Consider the following 16,189-nt stretch of genomic DNA (forward strand, 5'->3'; position numbering starts at 1 on the left):
GCCTGAATTTGGCCCTTTTCTCGGGGCCTTAGGTCACACACACGAAATATGTGGGGACGTATAACATGATCATGGAGCCGTTTCGCGCGGATCACATGATGGAAAGGCAGCGCCGCGAGCGCCGCAACCGCCTGATCGCAGGCGGGGTGACGGCATTTGTGCTGCTGTTCGGCGTCCTTTTCTCCGGCGGGCTCTGGCACTGGGCCTTCCATGACCTGCCTGATGCACCGGCCTCGGCCTCCGAATTGTGGATCACCCGGCGGGAGCCGTCTGTCACCCTGCAGGACATGAACGGTGACGTGCTCGCCGTGCGCGGACCGCTCTATGCGCGGGCTGTGGGCCTGGACACCCTGCCTGAACATGTGCCCCAGGCCTTCCTCGCCATCGAGGACCAGCGCTTTTACGAACATGACGGGGTCGACCGTCGCGGCGTGATGCGCGCCCTGTGGCGGAATTTCCAGGCCGGGCGCAGCGTTCAGGGCGGCTCGACCATCACCATGCAGCTGGTGAAGAACCTGATCCTGTCACCGGAACGTCGCCTGCGCCGCAAGCTGCAGGAGATCCGCCTGGCGATGGCGCTGGAGCGCAATCTCACCAAGACCGAGATCCTGGAGCTTTATCTCAACCGCATCTATCTCGGCGCCCGTGCCTTTGGCGTCGAAGCTGCCAGCCAGCGCTATTTCGGCAAGTCCGCGACCGAGCTTACCCTGCAAGAAGCCGCCCTGCTGGCCGCCCTGCCCAAAGCGCCCTCGCGGCTCGACCCGACCGTCAATCTGGAAGCTGCCCAGGCCCGCGCAGCAACAGTCCTCGACGCCATGCTGGATGCCGGTTTTATCGACCAGGCGGCGCATGATGACGCGATCGCCAATCCGGCGGTTCCGGTCGAGCCCGATATCGACCCGCAGGCCGGTGTGACCTGGGGCCATGTGTTTGACTATGCCGTGGTGGAAGCGGAACGCCTGCTGGGGCCGGAAAACATTCCCGACCTGGTCATCCGCACGACCATTGATCCGGACCTGACCCTGGCGGCCCACCGGGCTGCAGACGGCGTGCTGGGCAATGATGGTTCAGGTCAGGGCGCCAGCGAGGCGGCCATCGTATTGCTTGCCCAGGACGGGGCGATCCGCGCCTTTCATGGTGGCCGCGACTATCTGGACAGCCAGTTCAACCGCGCCCTCCAGGCCCAGCGCCAGCCGGGCTCGGCCTTCAAGCCCATCGTCTTTATCGCCGCGCTGGAAGCGGGATATGCCCCCTCCACCGCAGTGTGGGACGAACCGGTCGATCTGGAAGGCTGGACGCCACAGAATTTCTCCGGAAACTATCGCGGCCTGGTCACCCTGCAGGAAGCGCTCAAACGCTCCATCAACACGGTCGCCGCCCAGATCGGCGACGAGCTGGGAATCGAGCGTATCGTTGAGGTCGGCCATCGCCTGGGCATCCGCTCCAACCTGCCCGCCCTGCCCTCGATCGCGCTGGGTGCAGCAGAAGCCAATCTGCTGGAACTGACCGCGGCCTATTCCGTGTTCCCGCGCAATGGCCAGCGCTTCGATCCGTACTTCGTGACCTCGATCTCCAATTCCCGCGGCGACGTCTTGTACGAACACACCGAGCTTGAAGGCGAACAGGTCGTCACCCGCGATGTCGCCCAGCACATGTCGACCATGTTGCAGGATGTGGTGCTGACCGGGACCGGCCGCCGCGCGGCCCTGCCGGACCGTTCCGTGGGCGGCAAGACCGGCACCAGCCAGTCCTTCCGCGATGCCTGGTTTATCGGTTTCACCGAGGATTACACGGCCGGTGTCTGGGTCGGCAATGATGACGACAGCCCGATGCAGAATGTCACCGGTGGCGGCCTGCCGGCCCAGATCTGGCAGGCCTTCATGACGGATGTGCACGCGAACCTTCCGCCACGCGATCTCAGCGCTTCTGCACCGCGTACACGCTCGGAACGGGAAGAGCGCCTGGCGGCCTTCTATTCCGAGCTGTCAGGGGCTTTCGAGGCGTTGCTGGAACCCTCCTCCGAGGACGCGTCCAACGAGCGCTGAAGCATGCCGCCCAGCTGGCGGATTTCCGCCCGCAATTCCGAGATCTCGCGATGCAGTTCAGCCCGGTCAGCCTGGGCTTCCTCGTCGCGCGCATCCTCATCGTCGAAATGCTTGGCCTGCAGGCTGTCCACGATAATGGCGATGAACAGGTTGAGGACGGCGAAACTGGTCAGGACGATGAAAATCAGGAAAAACGACCAGGCCCAGGGATGGTGTTCACGCACCGGGTTCTGAACCTCGGTCGCCCAGCCTTCCAGCGTCATCACCTGGAACAGGGTGATCGCGCTTTCGCCCAGCGTTCCGAACAATTCCGGATTGCTTTCGGCAAAGAGCTTCGCCGCCATGACCGAGGAGACATAGAAGATCAGCGCCAGCACGGCGATGACCGAGCTCATGCCCGGGATCGCCCGCAACAGGGCTTCCACGACCTTGCGCATTTCCGGCATCACCGAGAACAGGCGGAAGGCCCGCAGGATGCGCAGCGACCGCAGGACCGCAAAACCGCCGGCATCCGGCATGATGGAAACACCGATCACGATCAGGTCGAACCAGTTCCAGCCCGACATGAAGAAGCGATGGCGATAGGCAATCAGCTTGAGAAAGATCTCGAACACAAACACCGAGACCACGATGCGATCAACGATCGGCAGAACCGTGGTGAACCAGAGCCCCTCATAGGGGTAAGTCTCCAGCCCCAGCGTGATCGCATTCAGGACGATCAGTCCGAGAATGAAATTCCTGAAGCCCGCGCTTTCGATAAACGCGATCAGCCGATTGGTAAAACTGTCCTGAGTGCGCTGCATGTCTGCCCCTCGCTTGCGCGCCATCCCCTATCGCCGGAATTGTACAAATTCAACGGTGATTTGAAGGAATTATTAGCGCACTGGGACAAGAATGCGGCAAATGAGGATTTTCCTGACGCTTTTTCTTGTTTTCACACAGATTTCCGCGCCGCTTGCAGCGCAGGATGTGATGGAGGGCTATGAGCGTACAGGATCGATCTACGAACGACTGGATATTGGCACCCGGTCCGCCGACCGCTGCGCCGCCCTGTGTGATGGCGACATGGCCTGCCAGTCCTGGGTCTGGGCCCGTCCGGGCCTGTATGGCGACAACGCCCAGTGCGCCCTTCTGTCCTCCCCTCCGACACCGCGCCTGGCGCCGGGCCGCGTGACCGGTCTCAGCCAGGTTCTGCGTGAACGTATCGAGGCGGCCTATGAACGCCCGCTAACAGAGCGCGAGATCGAGGCCCTGCGTGCGGTTGATGACGGCCCGCAGCGCTGAACAGCGATTGTGCGCAATTTGAACGATCGCCCGTACGGTTTTTTTACGGGTCTGTGGGAGAGTGCCAAGGACTGGTGTCGAGGAGTGACCAATGGCGGTCGTCAGCAAGTTGAACAATCTGGTCGATCTCGCCCGGGAGAAATCGTCGGAACGACGACGCACCCTGCTGCGGGAAGTGACCGATCTGTTCTTTGACGAACCACCCGGCCGCGACACCGAAGTTTCCAAACAGTTTGACGATGTCCTCTCGGCCCTGGCCGAACAGACGGCCCAGGAAGCGCGGGCGGAATTGTCCGAGCGTTTCTCCGATTCCCCGCTGGCGCCGAAAGGCCTGGTGTTGAAACTGGCCCAGGATGCCATCGAGGTCGCCGCCCCCATCCTGGCCAAGTCGACCGTGCTGGAGGAAAAGGACCTGCTCTCCATCGCCGAGACCGGGGAACAGACCCACCTGAAAGCCATCTCCCAGCGGGAGACGGTTTCCGAGCGGATTTCCGACACGATTGTCCGCCGCGGCGACGATCACACGGTGGCGACCCTGGTGCGCAATGAAGGCGCCAAGATTTCGCACCAGACCTTCGAGGCCGTCTCGGAACGTGCTGAAAATTCGGCGGTTCTGCAGGAACCCCTGGTCGAGCGCTCCGATACACCAAACGATATCCTTGCCGATCTGATGCTGACGGTGGAAAATCGCCTGCGCGATCGCATTGTTGAACGCTTTGACGAGGTTGACCCGTCAGTGCTGGAACAGGCCATGGAAGCGTCTCGCCAGCGCCTCGCTGCGCGTCTTGAAGAAGATCGGGAGATCGAGGAAGCGCGCAAATACATCCGCTCGCAACAGGTCCGCCGCCAGCTGAACGGAAGCCTGCTCGCCCGGCTTTTGCGCGAGCGCGAATTCATGCGTTTCCATGTCGGGTTTTCCGAGATGACCGGCGTCGACCTGGTGGCGGCCCGCCGGGCCATCGAACAGGACTGCATCGACCCGCTGGCCCTGATCTGCAAGGCTGCCGGTTTCGACAAGGCGCTGTTTGTGACCCTGGCTGTGCTGCGAAGCGCCGCCAATGCCGAAGCCTTCAACGACGCCAAGGAACTCGGCCGCCTCTACGACAAGATCACCCTGGAAGACAGCGAACGCGCCATGCGCTTCTGGCGCATGCGCCGGGACGTGGCGGCTTAGGGCCAAGGCACTCCGACAAGCAATATTGCGCTTATCCTCGCCCTTGATGGGCGAGGTGGATCCGCCGAAGCTTTAGCGCAGGCGGAGACGGAGTGGGTGCGCGCCAAAGGCGCAATCAAGAGTCTGTTATCGGCCCTGTCGGGCCGCACCCTATCCCCCTCCTTCGCTAAAGCTTCGGAGGGACCTTTCCCATCAAGGGAAAGGAGGGACAAAACGGCGCCCAGATCAATGTCATCCCGACGCAATGATGGGCCGGGATGACAAAAACTCAGAGGAAAACGACTACTCTTCCGCCTCCTCATCGCCCGGATAGCGATCGAACCATTCCTGCAGGTAAAGCTGGGTCCGCAGCATGTTGGAGGGCACGCTGGACGTGCCGTGATATTCCCGGTTCATCGAAATCAGCATGGACGGAACACCGCGGCGGACGAGGTTGGCATAGACTTCCTCGGCCTGGGCCAGCGGGGTACGCAAATCCTCGGCGCCGGTCATGTAGAGCGTCGGGGTCGTGATGCGATGCGCGTGCATGACGGGTGAGTGTTCCAGCCACTCGGTCGGATCTTCCCAATAGTTCGGGCGGAAACGATCAAAACTCCATGCCCCGATATCGGCCTGTCCGGTAAAGCTGATCCAGTTGGACACCGTGCACAGGGACGCCGCAGCCGCGAAACGGTCGGTATGGGCCACCAGCCAGGTGGTCAGGACACCGCCGCCGGAACAGCCGGTGACATAGAGGCGTTCCTCGTCGACCAGTCCGCGCTCGACCAGGTGATCAACACCACCCAGGAGGTCTTCCAGATCAGCCCTTCCGGGATAGGCATTGTCGATGGCATTGGCGAACGCCGGCGTATAGCCGGTCGACCCCCGAGGGTTGGTGAACAGGACGATATAGCCCCGCGCCGCCCACTCCTGGAAACGGAAGTTGAAATTCACCCCGTACATGGCGTGCGGTCCGCCATGGATATGCATTACCATCGGATAGGTCTGTGAAGGATCATAATCCGGCGGATAGATCACCCAGCCCTGGACCGGCGTCCCGTCGGCCGAGCTGTAATTGATCTCCTCGATCTCTCCCAGCGTGACCCCGTCGAGAATATCGCCATTGAGATCCGTCAGGATATCGATCTCGCCATTGCGGCCGACCAGGCCGACATTGCGGGTCACATCGGGGGAACTGATCGTTCCTGCAGCACGTCCATTGCGGCTCATGGATGACAGGCCGAACCGGTGCATGCCCTCGGTCAACACCCGAGTACCACCACCCGTGTCCGTAAAGTTGAGCTCAGTGGAACCACGGTAATTCATCGAGTAGTAGACGCCGCGACTATTGCCGGCCCAGATCGGTTGGCCAGCTCCGTCAGGCAGGTCCTCGCGGATCGCCGTGCCGCCGGAACCGTCGATATTCATCATCATCAGATGGGTTGCGGGATAGTTCACATTGTCTTCCGGAAAGCCGGAATAGACGATACGTCGCCCGTCGGGGGAAACCGACGGATTGCCCCAGAAACCGGTGCCAGAGGTCAGCGTGGTGATCTCGCGGCTGGCCACATCAATGATGTGAACATCAGACCGGCGACTGTCACCGGTTGGCGAGGGCTCTCGATTGCCGTCAAAGACGATGCTGCGGCTGTCAGGCGTCCAGGCGAAACTGCCCGAGCCGACACCGGACATGCGCATGGTCGCATCCCATTCCCCCTCGGTCAGCTGGCGCTCGGAGCCGCCGTCAGAGGGAATGACAAAGAGATGGTCGTAACCGGTCTTCAGCCCCTGCCGGTCGATGCGGTAATTCAGGTCATCGGTGACCATCGGGTCAGCGGTCCAGTTGGCGCCGCTCGGGCGTCCCGGCAGCGAGATCGACATGGCCGGCCCCATCGGAACCTCGCCGAGGAAAGCGATACGCTGGCCGTCCGGCGACCATTCAATGGCCTTGATGCGGTACTCGGAATGACTGACCTGGCTTTCCGCGCCTTCGGCATCCATCCAGCGGGTAAAGATCTGCGGCTTGCCATCAACCCCGCGCATGAAGGCGATCCGCCGCCCGTCCGGTGACCAGGTCACACCACCGCCATTGGTCAGGAAACGATGCCGGTCGCCATCCGCCTCCATGATCCACAGCTCGCTGGTAAAACCGTCATTAACCGGATCCACCCGGCGGCGCGTATAGATGATGGTATTGCCGTCCGGAGAAATCTGCGGCGACCCGGCCTGTTCCCACTCCAGATACTGTTCGAGCTGGAGCGTATCGACTCCGCCCTCCTCCTGCGCCGCCACAGGATGAGACGTCAGACACACAGCGGCCAGACCGGCCATCAGAAACTTACGCATATTGCCCTCCCCAAGGTGTTGCCCGCACGGTTTCACGCCATGCGGATTCAAAGGGAGACTAGTTCGCGTGTGAGGGGGTGTCCAATCGGGTGCGTGGTTGTGTTGAATGGCACCTTCGGTGCGCACCCACTCCACCATTGCTGCGCAATGGTCCCCCTCGCCCATCAAGGGCGAGGATGGCTGTGTCGCCGCCTTTGCTTCATCCTTTCCCTTGACGGGAAAGGTCCCTCCGTAGCTTTAGCGAAGGAGGGGGATAGGGTGCGACCCGAAGGGCCAGCAGAAAGTCCGTCCTCAAAGCGCGATAAACTACTCCGGCTTTGCCCCGGGCGGATTGAATACCTCTGCGCCCTGTTCCAGGTAGACACTGGTCGACGGGAAGGCAAAATCGGTGCCGGCGGCTTCGACGATTTCCTTGATCTTGAAAGCGAGATCTTCCTTGAGCCGCAGCCATTCACCCCAGTTCGTGGTCTTGGTGAAGCAATACAGCATGAAGTCGATCGAGCTGTCGGAGAACTTGTCCACGCGCATGAAAGTCGAGACTTCCGGCGGGTGGGCGTATTCGGGATGGGTGAGGACATAGTCCAGCACCTGGTCGCGGATCTGCTGCAGCTGTTCGACGGTGGCATCGTAACGCACACCGATGATCCAGTAGGTCCGGCGGTGCGTCATGCGGGAGAAGTTGATGACGGCATTGTCGGCCAGTTTCGCATTGGGCACATAGACCGGCCCCTTGTCGAAGCGGCGCACCAGGGTGGAGCGGAAATTAACTTCCTCCACAGTGCCCTCGACCACACCATCCACCTTGATCCAGTCCCCCGGCAGGAAACGCTTCTCGGTCAGGATCAGGAGGCCGGCGATCAGGTTCTTGAACAGATCCTGGGCGCCCAGACCGACCGCAACACCAAACAGGCCCAGCCCGGCAATGATCGGACCGACAGAGATGCCCCACAGCTCCAGGATGGCGGCCACGCCGACAATGATGAAGACGATTTTCAGCGCCTTGTTCATCCAGTCCAGCATCAGCGGGGTCAGCGTGTTCTGCAGCCCCTTGAACAGGTGCATAACCGGATCGACCGCATTGTGCAGCGCCCAGAAGATCACCACCGTGATCAGGGTGCGGATGATGTTCTCGCCATCGCCGATGAAGAAGGAACTGTCCGCCGAGCCCGCCTGCAGCGTGTTGAGCGCAAAGAAGAGCGCTATGATCACCGGCACAAGTTTGAGCGGTCCGGCCAGCGCGTCGACCACCGCATCATCCAGCTGCGTCTCGCTCTTGGCGGCCAGGCGCCGCAGGGAGGCGACGATCCAGCTGGCAATTGCGGACCGCAGGCTGAGGCCCAGAAAGAGGATCAGCACAGCGGAAATGCCATGCCCGACACTCACGCCCAGGAAAGAAGTGTTCCAGACCTCGACCGTAATGGCCCAGAGCCGTTCCAGCTCACTCATGACTTCAGACTGCGAGGACGTCCGCATCAGCTGCGCTCCTTGGCACGGTGGAAGGTGAGATCGGGGAATTTCTCCTCCGAATAGGAAACTTCCCAGGCGCTCTTGGCCAGGAAGACCGGATCGCCATTTATATCCTCGGCCATCGCAGATTTATGGCGGTCCGCAAACGCCTCGATCTTGGCATCATCGCCGGTCAGCCAGCGCGCCGTCTCATAAGGTGCCGGTTCGAAGGTCACTTCCAGCCCGTATTCGGCGGCCACGCGTTCGCGCATCACATCGATCTGCAGCGCACCGACGGCGCCCACCACGAAATCGCCCCCAATGATCGGGCGGAAGAGCTGGGTCACCCCCTCCTCGGCCAGGCTTTCCAGCGCCTTTTTCAGGTGTTTCGCCTTCAACGGATCGGCCAGGCGGGCACGGCGCAGGATTTCCGGGGCGAAATTGGGAATGCCGGAAAAACGGATCTTGCCGCTCTCGGACAGGCTGTCACCGACCCGCAGGGTGCCGTGATTGGGCACGCCCATCACATCGCCGGCAAAGGCCTCGTCGGCGATTTCGCGGTCCTGGGCGAAAAATAGCGTCGGCGAGGACACCGTCAGCTGTTTGCCCGTCTCGGTCTTGAGTTTCATGCCGCGTTTGAACTTGCCCGAACACAGGCGCACAAAGGCGACGCGGTCGCGGTGGTTCGGATCCATGTTCGCCTGGACCTTGAAGACAAAGCCCGCGACTTCCTTGCCGCCCGGTTCCATCTCACCCGGCTTGCCATTGATATCGGCCGCGACGGCTGCGGGGCCTGGAATATTGTCCGCCAGCCCGTCCAGCAATTCGTGCACACCAAAGCCGCGCAAGGCCGAGCCAAAGAAGACCGGCGTCAGATGGCCTTCCAGGAAGCTCTGCATCTTGAAGGGCGGGCACAGCTCGCGTGCGACTTCGGCGCCTTCCTTGACCTCGTCCAGCTCCTCTTCGGAGAGAACTTCCGCGATCATGTTGGAATTGATGTCGACCACTTCGCTGGGCTCACCGGGAGAGCGCTCCTCGCCCGGGCGCTGATAGATGTGGAAGCCTTCAGTCTTGAGGTCCATCACGCCCTTGAAACGATTGCCCGAGCCGACCGGCCATTGCATCGGCGCCGTGTCCAGCGCCAGCTTCTCCTGGATGTCTTCCAGCAGCTCGACGGGGTCCAGCGCCTCGCGGTCCATCTTGTTGATGAAGGTGACGATCGGGATATCGCGCAGGCGGCAGACCTCGACCAATTTCAGTGTCCGCGGCTCCACGCCCTTGGCCGCATCGAGCACCATGATGGCGCTGTCGGCAGCGGTGAGCGTGCGATAGGTGTCCTCGGAGAAATCCTCGTGACCGGGCGTATCGAGCAGGTTGAACAGCAAGGTGCGGTGTTCATAGGTCATCACAGAGGCAGAGACCGAGATCCCGCGCTCCTGCTCGATCTTCATCCAGTCGGACTGGGTCCGGCGGTTCTCGCCCCTCGCCCTCACCTGGCCGGCCAGGCGGATGGCGCCTGCGGACAACAGCAGGTTCTCGGTCAGCGTCGTCTTGCCGGCGTCCGGGTGAGAGACAATGGCGTAGGAACGGCGACGCGCCCATTCGGGCTGGTCAGGGGTCGGAGTTGTCATGGATCGGCTCACACAAGATGTCAGCCGCCCGGTTAGCCTGATCAGTGGGCGCTATGCAAGGTCCCGGTGACATTGGCCCAGACTTCCGAATTGATCTCGTGCGCTGTGAGATGCTCCTCATTCTGGCGTCGCCACAGATAGGCGATCGTCGTCATGGGAACGTTGGCAAAGCGCAAACCGACATCTTCCGGACCATTGGCGCCCGCATGGCGTACGGCCAGCAGGGCATTCGCCCCCGGCGCCCGATAGGCGATCAGGGCGCACAAATGCTGGCACTGGTCCGGTTTGGTTTGGGCAATATTCGGATCAACAAAGACCGCCTCCCTGACCAATTGGGTCAGGTGGGCCGGTGTGAGGGTCTCGAATTGCGAGACCGTAAGAGGAATCGTGCCGTCTCTGAGAAGAGTGCTCAGATCACCCAGATCGAAGACGACATCGTTGAATAAAAACAACATCACCAAGACACCAATAGGAGCAATTTGATGAAAGCAGTCTGGCAGCGATTCGTTAAATATCTTCGACCGGCTCAGTCAGGAAGTGCCTGCCCTGGCGGTCCTCGATCTCCACGATCCATAAATCCGGGTCCGAATTGACGCGCCTCTGGCAGTATTCGTCGATCACGCGCTCTTCACAGTCGTCGCGCGAATGACGCACCCAGATTCGTTCGCCGTTTTCGTCCCGTTGCGGGACATAGAGCTGGCACACGTCCCGGGATTTCACCACCTTTACGAGCACCGCGCCAGCATCTTCGTCTCCACGGCGAATCACATAAACCGACGCGAGCGCCGATTCAGCCCTTCTAATCAAGGCATCCACCCAAAAATTTGCTCTTAGATGCATCATTTTCGTTGATGGCAGCTCAATTGCTTAATAATCTGTAAATGGGTGAGGGAGCGTTCCATGTCGGTACGAGTAGCGTGCGCCGCTATTGCTTTGATGGCAGTTATGGCTGGGGGAAGCCTGGCTGTCGAGACGGAAGCCGAAACCGAGGTTTTGGCGACTGAACTGGCTTTACAAGAGTCTGTGTATACAGAAGAGCGTAGTCTGGCTGACCTCCGGTCCGGCATGGACGCCTTCGTCCTCTCACCCTCCCAGAATCGTCAGAGCATTGCCTTCGAGCTGCCGCCGAACGCCCAAGCCACCGAAGCCTGGCTGCGCCTCGCCGCTCGCCCGGCAAGCGAAACCACCACCGGTCTGATCCACGTCTCCGTCAATGGCGGCGACCCGATCACCATCCGCCCGCAAGCGCGTGCCATGGAAGCGCGTTTTGCGCTGTATTCCGGCGATGTCCGTCCGGGCGGGAATACGCTGGAAATCGAGTTCAGCACCGAAACGGCTACGGCGGGCTGGATCGTTGACGCGTCCCGGTCGCAACTGCGCCTGTCGCTGGAGCGTCAGGAGCGAATCGGCTCCCTGCACGAGCTGGAAGAGACCCTGGCGTCCGATTACGCGGCCCTGCGCCGGGTTGCCCTGATCTCCGAAGACAATAGCGAACGCGCCACGGCGGAAAGCCTCATTGCCCAAGGTATTGCCCTGCGTGCCGGCACGGTTCCGATCTTCACCAATGATATCGAGAATTCCGACCTGATCGTGCATATCGCGGAATTCTCCGAACTTCCGGACGAGGATCTTGCCGTCCTGCGTAATCCGCAAGGCGCCGCCGGCCCGGAGATCGCCTTTCGTAATGACGGCACCCCGGAACTGATCATTACCGGTCGCAACGCCGAGGAAACCACTGCAGCAGCCCGCCTGCTCGCAGCACGCTCCTTTGAAGGCTATCAGACGCACTTCCTCGCCGCTGACGCGATTTCCGCCAGCCGCCTGGGCATGCGCCAGGCTCGCGATGCCCGCAACATGGCGCGCGAGGCGGACCTGCGTACCTTTGCTACCTCCGGCCTGCCCTTCGCGGCGGATCAGGGATCACGCACCGCTGTCCAGATCGTGGGCAATGGCGCGGAAGACCGTTTTGGCGCCCTCTCCGTCCTCGCCCGCGCGGCGCTGACCAGCGGCGAAGCCTGGCTCTATGCCTGGTATGGTGACGGCCAACAGGTCGTTCCCAGCGATCACAACCTGCTCGTCATCGGACCGAACAGCACGGATTTCGCCGCTATCGACCAGAATGCTCCGGCCGAGCTGCGCGCCGCCCTTCGTGCTGCGGCACGTTCCCAGGGTGATCGCGGCATGATGCGCCTGGCGGCTGCGGCCTATGCCGACGACAATTCTGCTGCCGACAGCAATGAGAACGCGCCCAATATCGGTGTCGCCTCGCTGTTCGAGGACCGGGCCCAGGCCGGTCGCTGGATCGGCACGCTGACAGCCCCCTCCGAAGCCTCTTTCGAGGCCGCCGGTCGCAGCCTGGCCCGCTCCACCCTGTGGGCATCGCTGGAAGGCCGTGCCGCTGTCTGGAGCACCCGCGGTGTCACGCCGCTGGACTATTCCATCTCTGCACCAACGCTGCAGGAACGCGTTCAGGAGTTCGCGCTGGATCACACCCGTGACGCCGCCTTCATCCTGTTTGGCCTGGCGTTCTTCATGCTGCTGCGCGGCATGTGGCATCGTCGTCGCAGCGTAAACGCGTCGTAAAACCTCCTTTGATATAACCTCGCTTGGATGAGTGGGGTTATGTATGCGTAAATCGCTCCTGGCGATAACAGCCGGGCTGACTGTGACGACAACACAAGCAGCAGCCCAGAATGCCGAAGAGGTCTTTGCCGAGCGCGGATATGCGCTGGCGATGGACGAGCTTTGCGAACTGTTCACGCCTGACCAGCGCGACGCGCTGTCCGTCTTTTACCTGCAGGCTCGCGGCGCCCTGATCAGGGCCGGCGAAAACGCTGTCGAGCTGGATGATTACCGTGCCAGCCTGGACGATGCCGCGTCCCAGCAAGGCTGCCAGTCCGAACACGCACAGCTGATCTATCAGCGTGTGAATGAAGGATATGCCGGCTTTGAACGCCTGATGCGGATGAGTTTCCCGGCCGACCAGTTCAGCTGGGAGGCCAATGCCCCCATCGGACTGTCCCAGACCGAATGGCTGGCGCGCCAGGACGCAGCGCCCGTCGTTGCAGGCCTCGCCCTGGTCAATGGTGAGCTGGAATTTGTCGTCGACCTGCCGGAGGTCTCCGGCGTCGCCTCTGCTGTCCTGGTCCTGCGCGACATGCGGCGCGAACCCGATCTTTACGACCCGACAGTGGGTGGGCTTTTCCCCACCCCGGCAGAAGCCCCCTGGCTACGCTGGAGTGCGCCGGACTATGCCCGCCAGCTGGTCTTTTCGCGCGGGCGGATCAATGCCGAAACCGCTGTGGAGCTCAATCCCGCCGGGGCCCGCCAGATCTTCCGCTTCTCCGTCGCCGACGCCGAACGCATCGCCGAGCGCGACCCCAGAGAAGCCGCTCGCATCGACCTGATGAACCGCCGCGGCGAACGCATCACATCCTACTATTTCGAAGTCGGAGACCTGGGCGCCGCGATCGCGTTTGTCAGATCGCGTGCACATCTCAATCAGGACGAATCCGGACGCACGGGCTAGCGGACGCTCCTCGTCCTCGCTGGGCGTGAGCGCAGGAGAAGACGATGCAGGTGCGTGCCGAAGGCGCCTCTAAAGCTGGCCCTCCTGGGCCGCACCCTATCCCCCTCCTTCGCCAAGGCTACTGAGGGACCTTTCCCATCGAGGGAAAATCAGTGACCACCTTCGTGACCGCCGCCATAGGCGGCCATGGCACGGCGCATCAGTTCTTCTTCCCAACCGCCGGGGATGCCGAGATTGTAGACCTCGTTTTCCGCGATGTCGTAGCGCGCGATGCGGGCTCCGCCCTGGACGATTTCCTGGTAGTAAAGCGAGTTGCTGTCCGCGCTCCAGGCGGGGCGGGCATGGTATTCCGAGGAGCTCTCGATCTGGCGTGCCCCGCCCTCTTCGAGATCGAAGATCACAACCCGGTAGAAATCATAATTCTGGAAACCCACTGACGCCGCAATGTAACGGCCATCCGGGGAATAGGTTACACCCATTTCCTTGTAGGTCTCGATCTCCATGAACTGGCTGACCTCACGGCTCTCCACATCAACCAGGAAAATATCCGCCGTATCCGCATCGAAATCACCGCCGGTAAAGGCAATCGTCGCCCCATCCGCCGACCAGGACGGCAGGATGGTATAGCCGAGCGCATCGGCCCCGCCCGTCAGATTGGTCAAGTCGGACCCGTCCGGGCGCATCATGAAGATATCATTGCGTGTGGCGTCCTCGGACACCTGACCGGCAAAGGTGATCCATTCACCATTCGGGGAGACATCCGGATTAATGGCCAGATTGCCCGGCGTGACGATTTCCGCGTTGTGGGACCCATCCAGCGCCACCCGGCGCAGCGACCAGACCGAACCGTCATCATTTCCGACCTGGTAGACAATCCACTGACCGTCCGGGCTGAAACGCGGGAATTTCTCGTGCTGGTCCGGCGTCTGCGTCAGCTGGGTCAGCGTGCGCGTTTCCATGTCCCACAGATAAAGGTCATCATCCGTGCGCGAGCGTTCGCTGTGAAAGACCACATAACGCCCGTCCGGCGATATATCCGGATTCCAGTCCCAGGGCTCATCCCCGATCTGGCCAAACGCCGGCGCTGCCAGCACACCCGCCAGAACGGCGGCAAAAAACATCTTCATCCTTACAACTCCCAATCGGCGCCCAGAGCATCAAGCAGCAACAGGCCTAGCCGCACCGCGGTCGGTGACGAGAATGCAAGTGATGAGTGGTGCGATAGCACGGATGAGAGGTGAGTAATCCTTCCATCATGCTGCAGTTTATCCCCATGACGCACCGCGCCCTTAAAGCGGCGGCCGTCCATACGCGTTGGGACAGGCGGGAAGCTGAGCCCTGCCCGGAGCCCGACCTAGCCCTGCAGGAAAAATGAGTTCACGGTCAACCGGCCCGCATTCACGTCTGTTGCGTAGGAGAAATCCTCGGGAATATCACCCGAATGCAGCAGCACACCACGATACATCACGACGCGATTAAAGCGCGCTTCTGTCCGGGCAATTCGCTGGAAGCGAGAATTGGTGCCATCGAAATAGGCTGGGGACGGTGCACCGTCTTTCTGTTCTTCATCCGCCAGCGTTTCGAGATATGTATCCAAACGCTCCTGGCGAATAGTCTCATAGCCGGTCGCAGCATGGCGATAGTGGCTCGTGCCGCCCTTCTCCGGGCCTGACAGATAATGGAGCATCGCGATCAGGTTGGGATCGGTGGAGTCATGGTGGGGAATTCGTTGCGCGGAGTAGAGCTGTTCTGGTGGAGTGGTGACGAGCGAAAAACTACACTCGATCAACTTGGCATCGCGGGTATAGCCAAACACATCGGCCAAAATTTCACGCAGCAATGCGGCCCGGGTCATCAGATACTCCGAGGGCGCTCTCGCCCTGACACCGGGATAACCAGGCGGCGGAGTTGTGAAGGCGCTGCGCGCCGCCTCGGCAACCAGTGCATCAGGATGCGCGAAAAAATCGTCGATCACAACTAGGGGCTCGGCTTCCTGCCCCAACAATTGAACAGTATAGCCAGCTCGATACTCTGTTTTGGACATGGAAGCCGTCGATCTCTCACTTTCAGCTCTAGCTAGTTCGAACAGAGAGCTCAGCAATAGCAAACGCATGATGTTTCGGCGCTTCTCACGCCGACCATCATCAAGGCGCATCCCACACCCATCGATGAGCGGAGTGGCACCCACGCTTGTGGCGTTCTAACGCCTGACTGTCACAGTATGGTTTCGTTGCCAGCGTCACCTGCGAGGCGACACTGTCACCCCTCCGGCATGCCGGAAGAATGGTGGGAGATGATCAGCCAGTTGGTGCCATCCCATTTGTAGACAAAGGTGTAGCGCGCTTTCACAACGGCGCCGGAAGCGCCCATGGTGAAGGTGTAGAGGCCGCTGTCTACGGCGATGTCACCGCTGATCTCGATCTGGCGCATGTCGATGACGCCGGACGGCTTGTTCTGGAGGAAGTGGACAAAATAATCCTCCTTCTCCGCCGGTGTCAGGCGCGGCGTGTTGGAGACGGTCGGCAGCAGGATGGACTGTTCTGCATAATTGGCCACGACCTGTTTGGGATCACCTGTCTGAAGGCTGTTATTCCAGCGGTCAAACAACGCCGCAATGGTTTCGCTCGTCGCGTTCATCGATACTTCCCCGATATTTCCGACCGCCCGGCTTGATACCGCCCGGTCCTGTTCCTGGCGGCAGAATTACAGGAGAGCAGAGCAGGTGAACACCGGCGCGACAGGACTTTTGGCAGCG

The 16,189-nt window shown here is 61.2% G+C and carries 14 protein-coding genes; 5 read left to right on the forward strand and 9 right to left on the reverse strand.

Annotated elements, in window-relative coordinates; all coding sequences use genetic code 11:
* Positions 1-65 precede the first annotated feature (65 nt).
* Positions 66-2,045: a transglycosylase domain-containing protein gene (locus tag JJ889_RS08290; protein WP_291893653.1), complete on the forward strand. Its 1,980-nt coding sequence runs from the start codon at positions 66-68 to the stop codon at positions 2,043-2,045.
* Here JJ889_RS08290 and JJ889_RS08295 read toward each other — a convergent pair.
* Positions 1,973-2,848 (reverse strand): ion transporter, encoded by an 876-nt coding sequence (locus tag JJ889_RS08295; protein ID WP_291893655.1) that lies wholly within the window; start codon positions 2,846-2,848, stop codon positions 1,973-1,975. The genes JJ889_RS08290 and JJ889_RS08295 overlap by 73 nt on opposite strands.
* A gap of 100 nt (positions 2,849-2,948) precedes the next feature.
* Between JJ889_RS08295 and JJ889_RS08300 the strand changes: the two genes are divergently transcribed.
* Together JJ889_RS08300 and JJ889_RS08305 are read left to right on the forward strand one after the other, a co-directional pair.
* Positions 2,949-3,329 (forward strand): PAN domain-containing protein, encoded by a 381-nt coding sequence (locus tag JJ889_RS08300; protein ID WP_291893658.1) that lies wholly within the window; start codon positions 2,949-2,951, stop codon positions 3,327-3,329.
* 91 nt (positions 3,330-3,420) lie between these two features.
* Entirely contained in the window at positions 3,421-4,503 is a 1,083-nt protein-coding gene (locus JJ889_RS08305; protein ID WP_291893661.1) for a DUF2336 domain-containing protein, read from the forward strand.
* A 282-nt stretch (positions 4,504-4,785) separates the two neighbouring features.
* Here the strand turns inward: JJ889_RS08305 and JJ889_RS08310 are convergent, their stop codons facing one another.
* The 5 genes from JJ889_RS08310 to JJ889_RS08330 form a co-directional block, all read right to left on the reverse strand.
* Positions 4,786-6,828: a S9 family peptidase gene (locus JJ889_RS08310; RefSeq protein WP_291893664.1), complete on the reverse strand. Its 2,043-nt coding sequence runs from the start codon at positions 6,826-6,828 to the stop codon at positions 4,786-4,788.
* Between the two features lie 306 nt (positions 6,829-7,134).
* On the reverse strand, positions 7,135-8,301 hold the full coding sequence (locus JJ889_RS08315; protein ID WP_291893666.1) for a mechanosensitive ion channel family protein: 1,167 nt from the start codon (positions 8,299-8,301) through the stop codon (positions 7,135-7,137).
* Positions 8,301-9,905: a peptide chain release factor 3 gene (locus JJ889_RS08320; RefSeq protein WP_291893668.1), complete on the reverse strand. Its 1,605-nt coding sequence runs from the start codon at positions 9,903-9,905 to the stop codon at positions 8,301-8,303. The genes JJ889_RS08315 and JJ889_RS08320 overlap by 1 nt, the downstream gene beginning before the upstream one ends.
* Before the next feature lie 41 nt (positions 9,906-9,946).
* Positions 9,947-10,360, reverse strand: a complete 414-nt coding sequence (locus tag JJ889_RS08325; protein ID WP_291893671.1) for a hypothetical protein — start codon at positions 10,358-10,360, stop codon at positions 9,947-9,949.
* A gap of 52 nt (positions 10,361-10,412) precedes the next feature.
* Complete coding sequence (locus tag JJ889_RS08330) at positions 10,413-10,748, reverse strand: DUF1491 family protein (RefSeq protein WP_366940068.1); 336 nt, start codon at positions 10,746-10,748, stop codon at positions 10,413-10,415.
* 57 nt (positions 10,749-10,805) lie between these two features.
* Here JJ889_RS08330 and JJ889_RS08335 point away from each other — a divergent pair, with 57 nt between their 5' ends.
* Together JJ889_RS08335 and JJ889_RS08340 are read left to right on the forward strand one after the other, a co-directional pair.
* Positions 10,806-12,488, forward strand: coding sequence for a cellulose biosynthesis cyclic di-GMP-binding regulatory protein BcsB (locus JJ889_RS08335; RefSeq protein WP_291893674.1), 1,683 nt, complete (start codon positions 10,806-10,808; stop codon positions 12,486-12,488).
* A 43-nt stretch (positions 12,489-12,531) separates the two neighbouring features.
* Positions 12,532-13,434 carry a hypothetical protein gene (locus JJ889_RS08340; protein WP_291893677.1) on the forward strand — a complete coding sequence of 301 codons (903 nt, stop codon included), beginning with the start codon at positions 12,532-12,534 and terminating at the stop codon, positions 13,432-13,434.
* Between the two features lie 149 nt (positions 13,435-13,583).
* Here the strand turns inward: JJ889_RS08340 and JJ889_RS08345 are convergent, their stop codons facing one another.
* The 3 genes from JJ889_RS08345 to JJ889_RS08355 all read right to left on the reverse strand — a co-directional run bounded on the left by JJ889_RS08345 (position 13,584) and on the right by JJ889_RS08355 (position 16,071).
* Positions 13,584-14,561 (reverse strand): DPP IV N-terminal domain-containing protein, encoded by a 978-nt coding sequence (locus tag JJ889_RS08345; protein WP_291893680.1) that lies wholly within the window; start codon positions 14,559-14,561, stop codon positions 13,584-13,586.
* 227 nt (positions 14,562-14,788) lie between these two features.
* Positions 14,789-15,478: a DUF6445 family protein gene (locus JJ889_RS08350; RefSeq protein ID WP_291893683.1), complete on the reverse strand. Its 690-nt coding sequence runs from the start codon at positions 15,476-15,478 to the stop codon at positions 14,789-14,791.
* Positions 15,479-15,693: 215 nt separating this feature from the next.
* Positions 15,694-16,071 (reverse strand): SgcJ/EcaC family oxidoreductase, encoded by a 378-nt coding sequence (locus tag JJ889_RS08355; RefSeq protein ID WP_291893686.1) that lies wholly within the window; start codon positions 16,069-16,071, stop codon positions 15,694-15,696.
* Positions 16,072-16,189: the final 118 nt, after the last annotated feature.

This window comes from Maricaulis sp. (assembly GCF_017643475.1).
GTDB lineage: Bacteria > Pseudomonadota > Alphaproteobacteria > Caulobacterales > Maricaulaceae > Maricaulis.

Excerpts from the sequence above, each read along its gene's own strand:
- JJ889_RS08290 (WP_291893653.1), top strand. The coding sequence starts at position 66 with ATGATCATGGAGCCGTTTCGCGCGGATCACATGATGGAAAGGCAGCGC.
- JJ889_RS08295 (WP_291893655.1), bottom strand. The coding sequence starts at position 2,848 with ATGCAGCGCACTCAGGACAGTTTTACCAATCGGCTGATCGCGTTTATC.
- JJ889_RS08300 (WP_291893658.1), top strand. The coding sequence starts at position 2,949 with ATGAGGATTTTCCTGACGCTTTTTCTTGTTTTCACACAGATTTCCGCG.
- JJ889_RS08305 (WP_291893661.1), top strand. The coding sequence starts at position 3,421 with ATGGCGGTCGTCAGCAAGTTGAACAATCTGGTCGATCTCGCCCGGGAG.
- JJ889_RS08310 (WP_291893664.1), bottom strand. The coding sequence starts at position 6,828 with ATGCGTAAGTTTCTGATGGCCGGTCTGGCCGCTGTGTGTCTGACGTCT.
- JJ889_RS08315 (WP_291893666.1), bottom strand. The coding sequence starts at position 8,301 with ATGCGGACGTCCTCGCAGTCTGAAGTCATGAGTGAGCTGGAACGGCTC.
- JJ889_RS08320 (WP_291893668.1), bottom strand. The coding sequence starts at position 9,905 with ATGACAACTCCGACCCCTGACCAGCCCGAATGGGCGCGTCGCCGTTCC.
- JJ889_RS08325 (WP_291893671.1), bottom strand. The coding sequence starts at position 10,360 with ATGTTGTTTTTATTCAACGATGTCGTCTTCGATCTGGGTGATCTGAGC.
- JJ889_RS08330 (WP_366940068.1), bottom strand. The coding sequence starts at position 10,748 with ATGATGCATCTAAGAGCAAATTTTTGGGTGGATGCCTTGATTAGAAGG.
- JJ889_RS08335 (WP_291893674.1), top strand. The coding sequence starts at position 10,806 with ATGTCGGTACGAGTAGCGTGCGCCGCTATTGCTTTGATGGCAGTTATG.
- JJ889_RS08340 (WP_291893677.1), top strand. The coding sequence starts at position 12,532 with ATGCGTAAATCGCTCCTGGCGATAACAGCCGGGCTGACTGTGACGACA.
- JJ889_RS08345 (WP_291893680.1), bottom strand. The coding sequence starts at position 14,561 with ATGAAGATGTTTTTTGCCGCCGTTCTGGCGGGTGTGCTGGCAGCGCCG.
- JJ889_RS08350 (WP_291893683.1), bottom strand. The coding sequence starts at position 15,478 with ATGTCCAAAACAGAGTATCGAGCTGGCTATACTGTTCAATTGTTGGGG.
- JJ889_RS08355 (WP_291893686.1), bottom strand. The coding sequence starts at position 16,071 with ATGAACGCGACGAGCGAAACCATTGCGGCGTTGTTTGACCGCTGGAAT.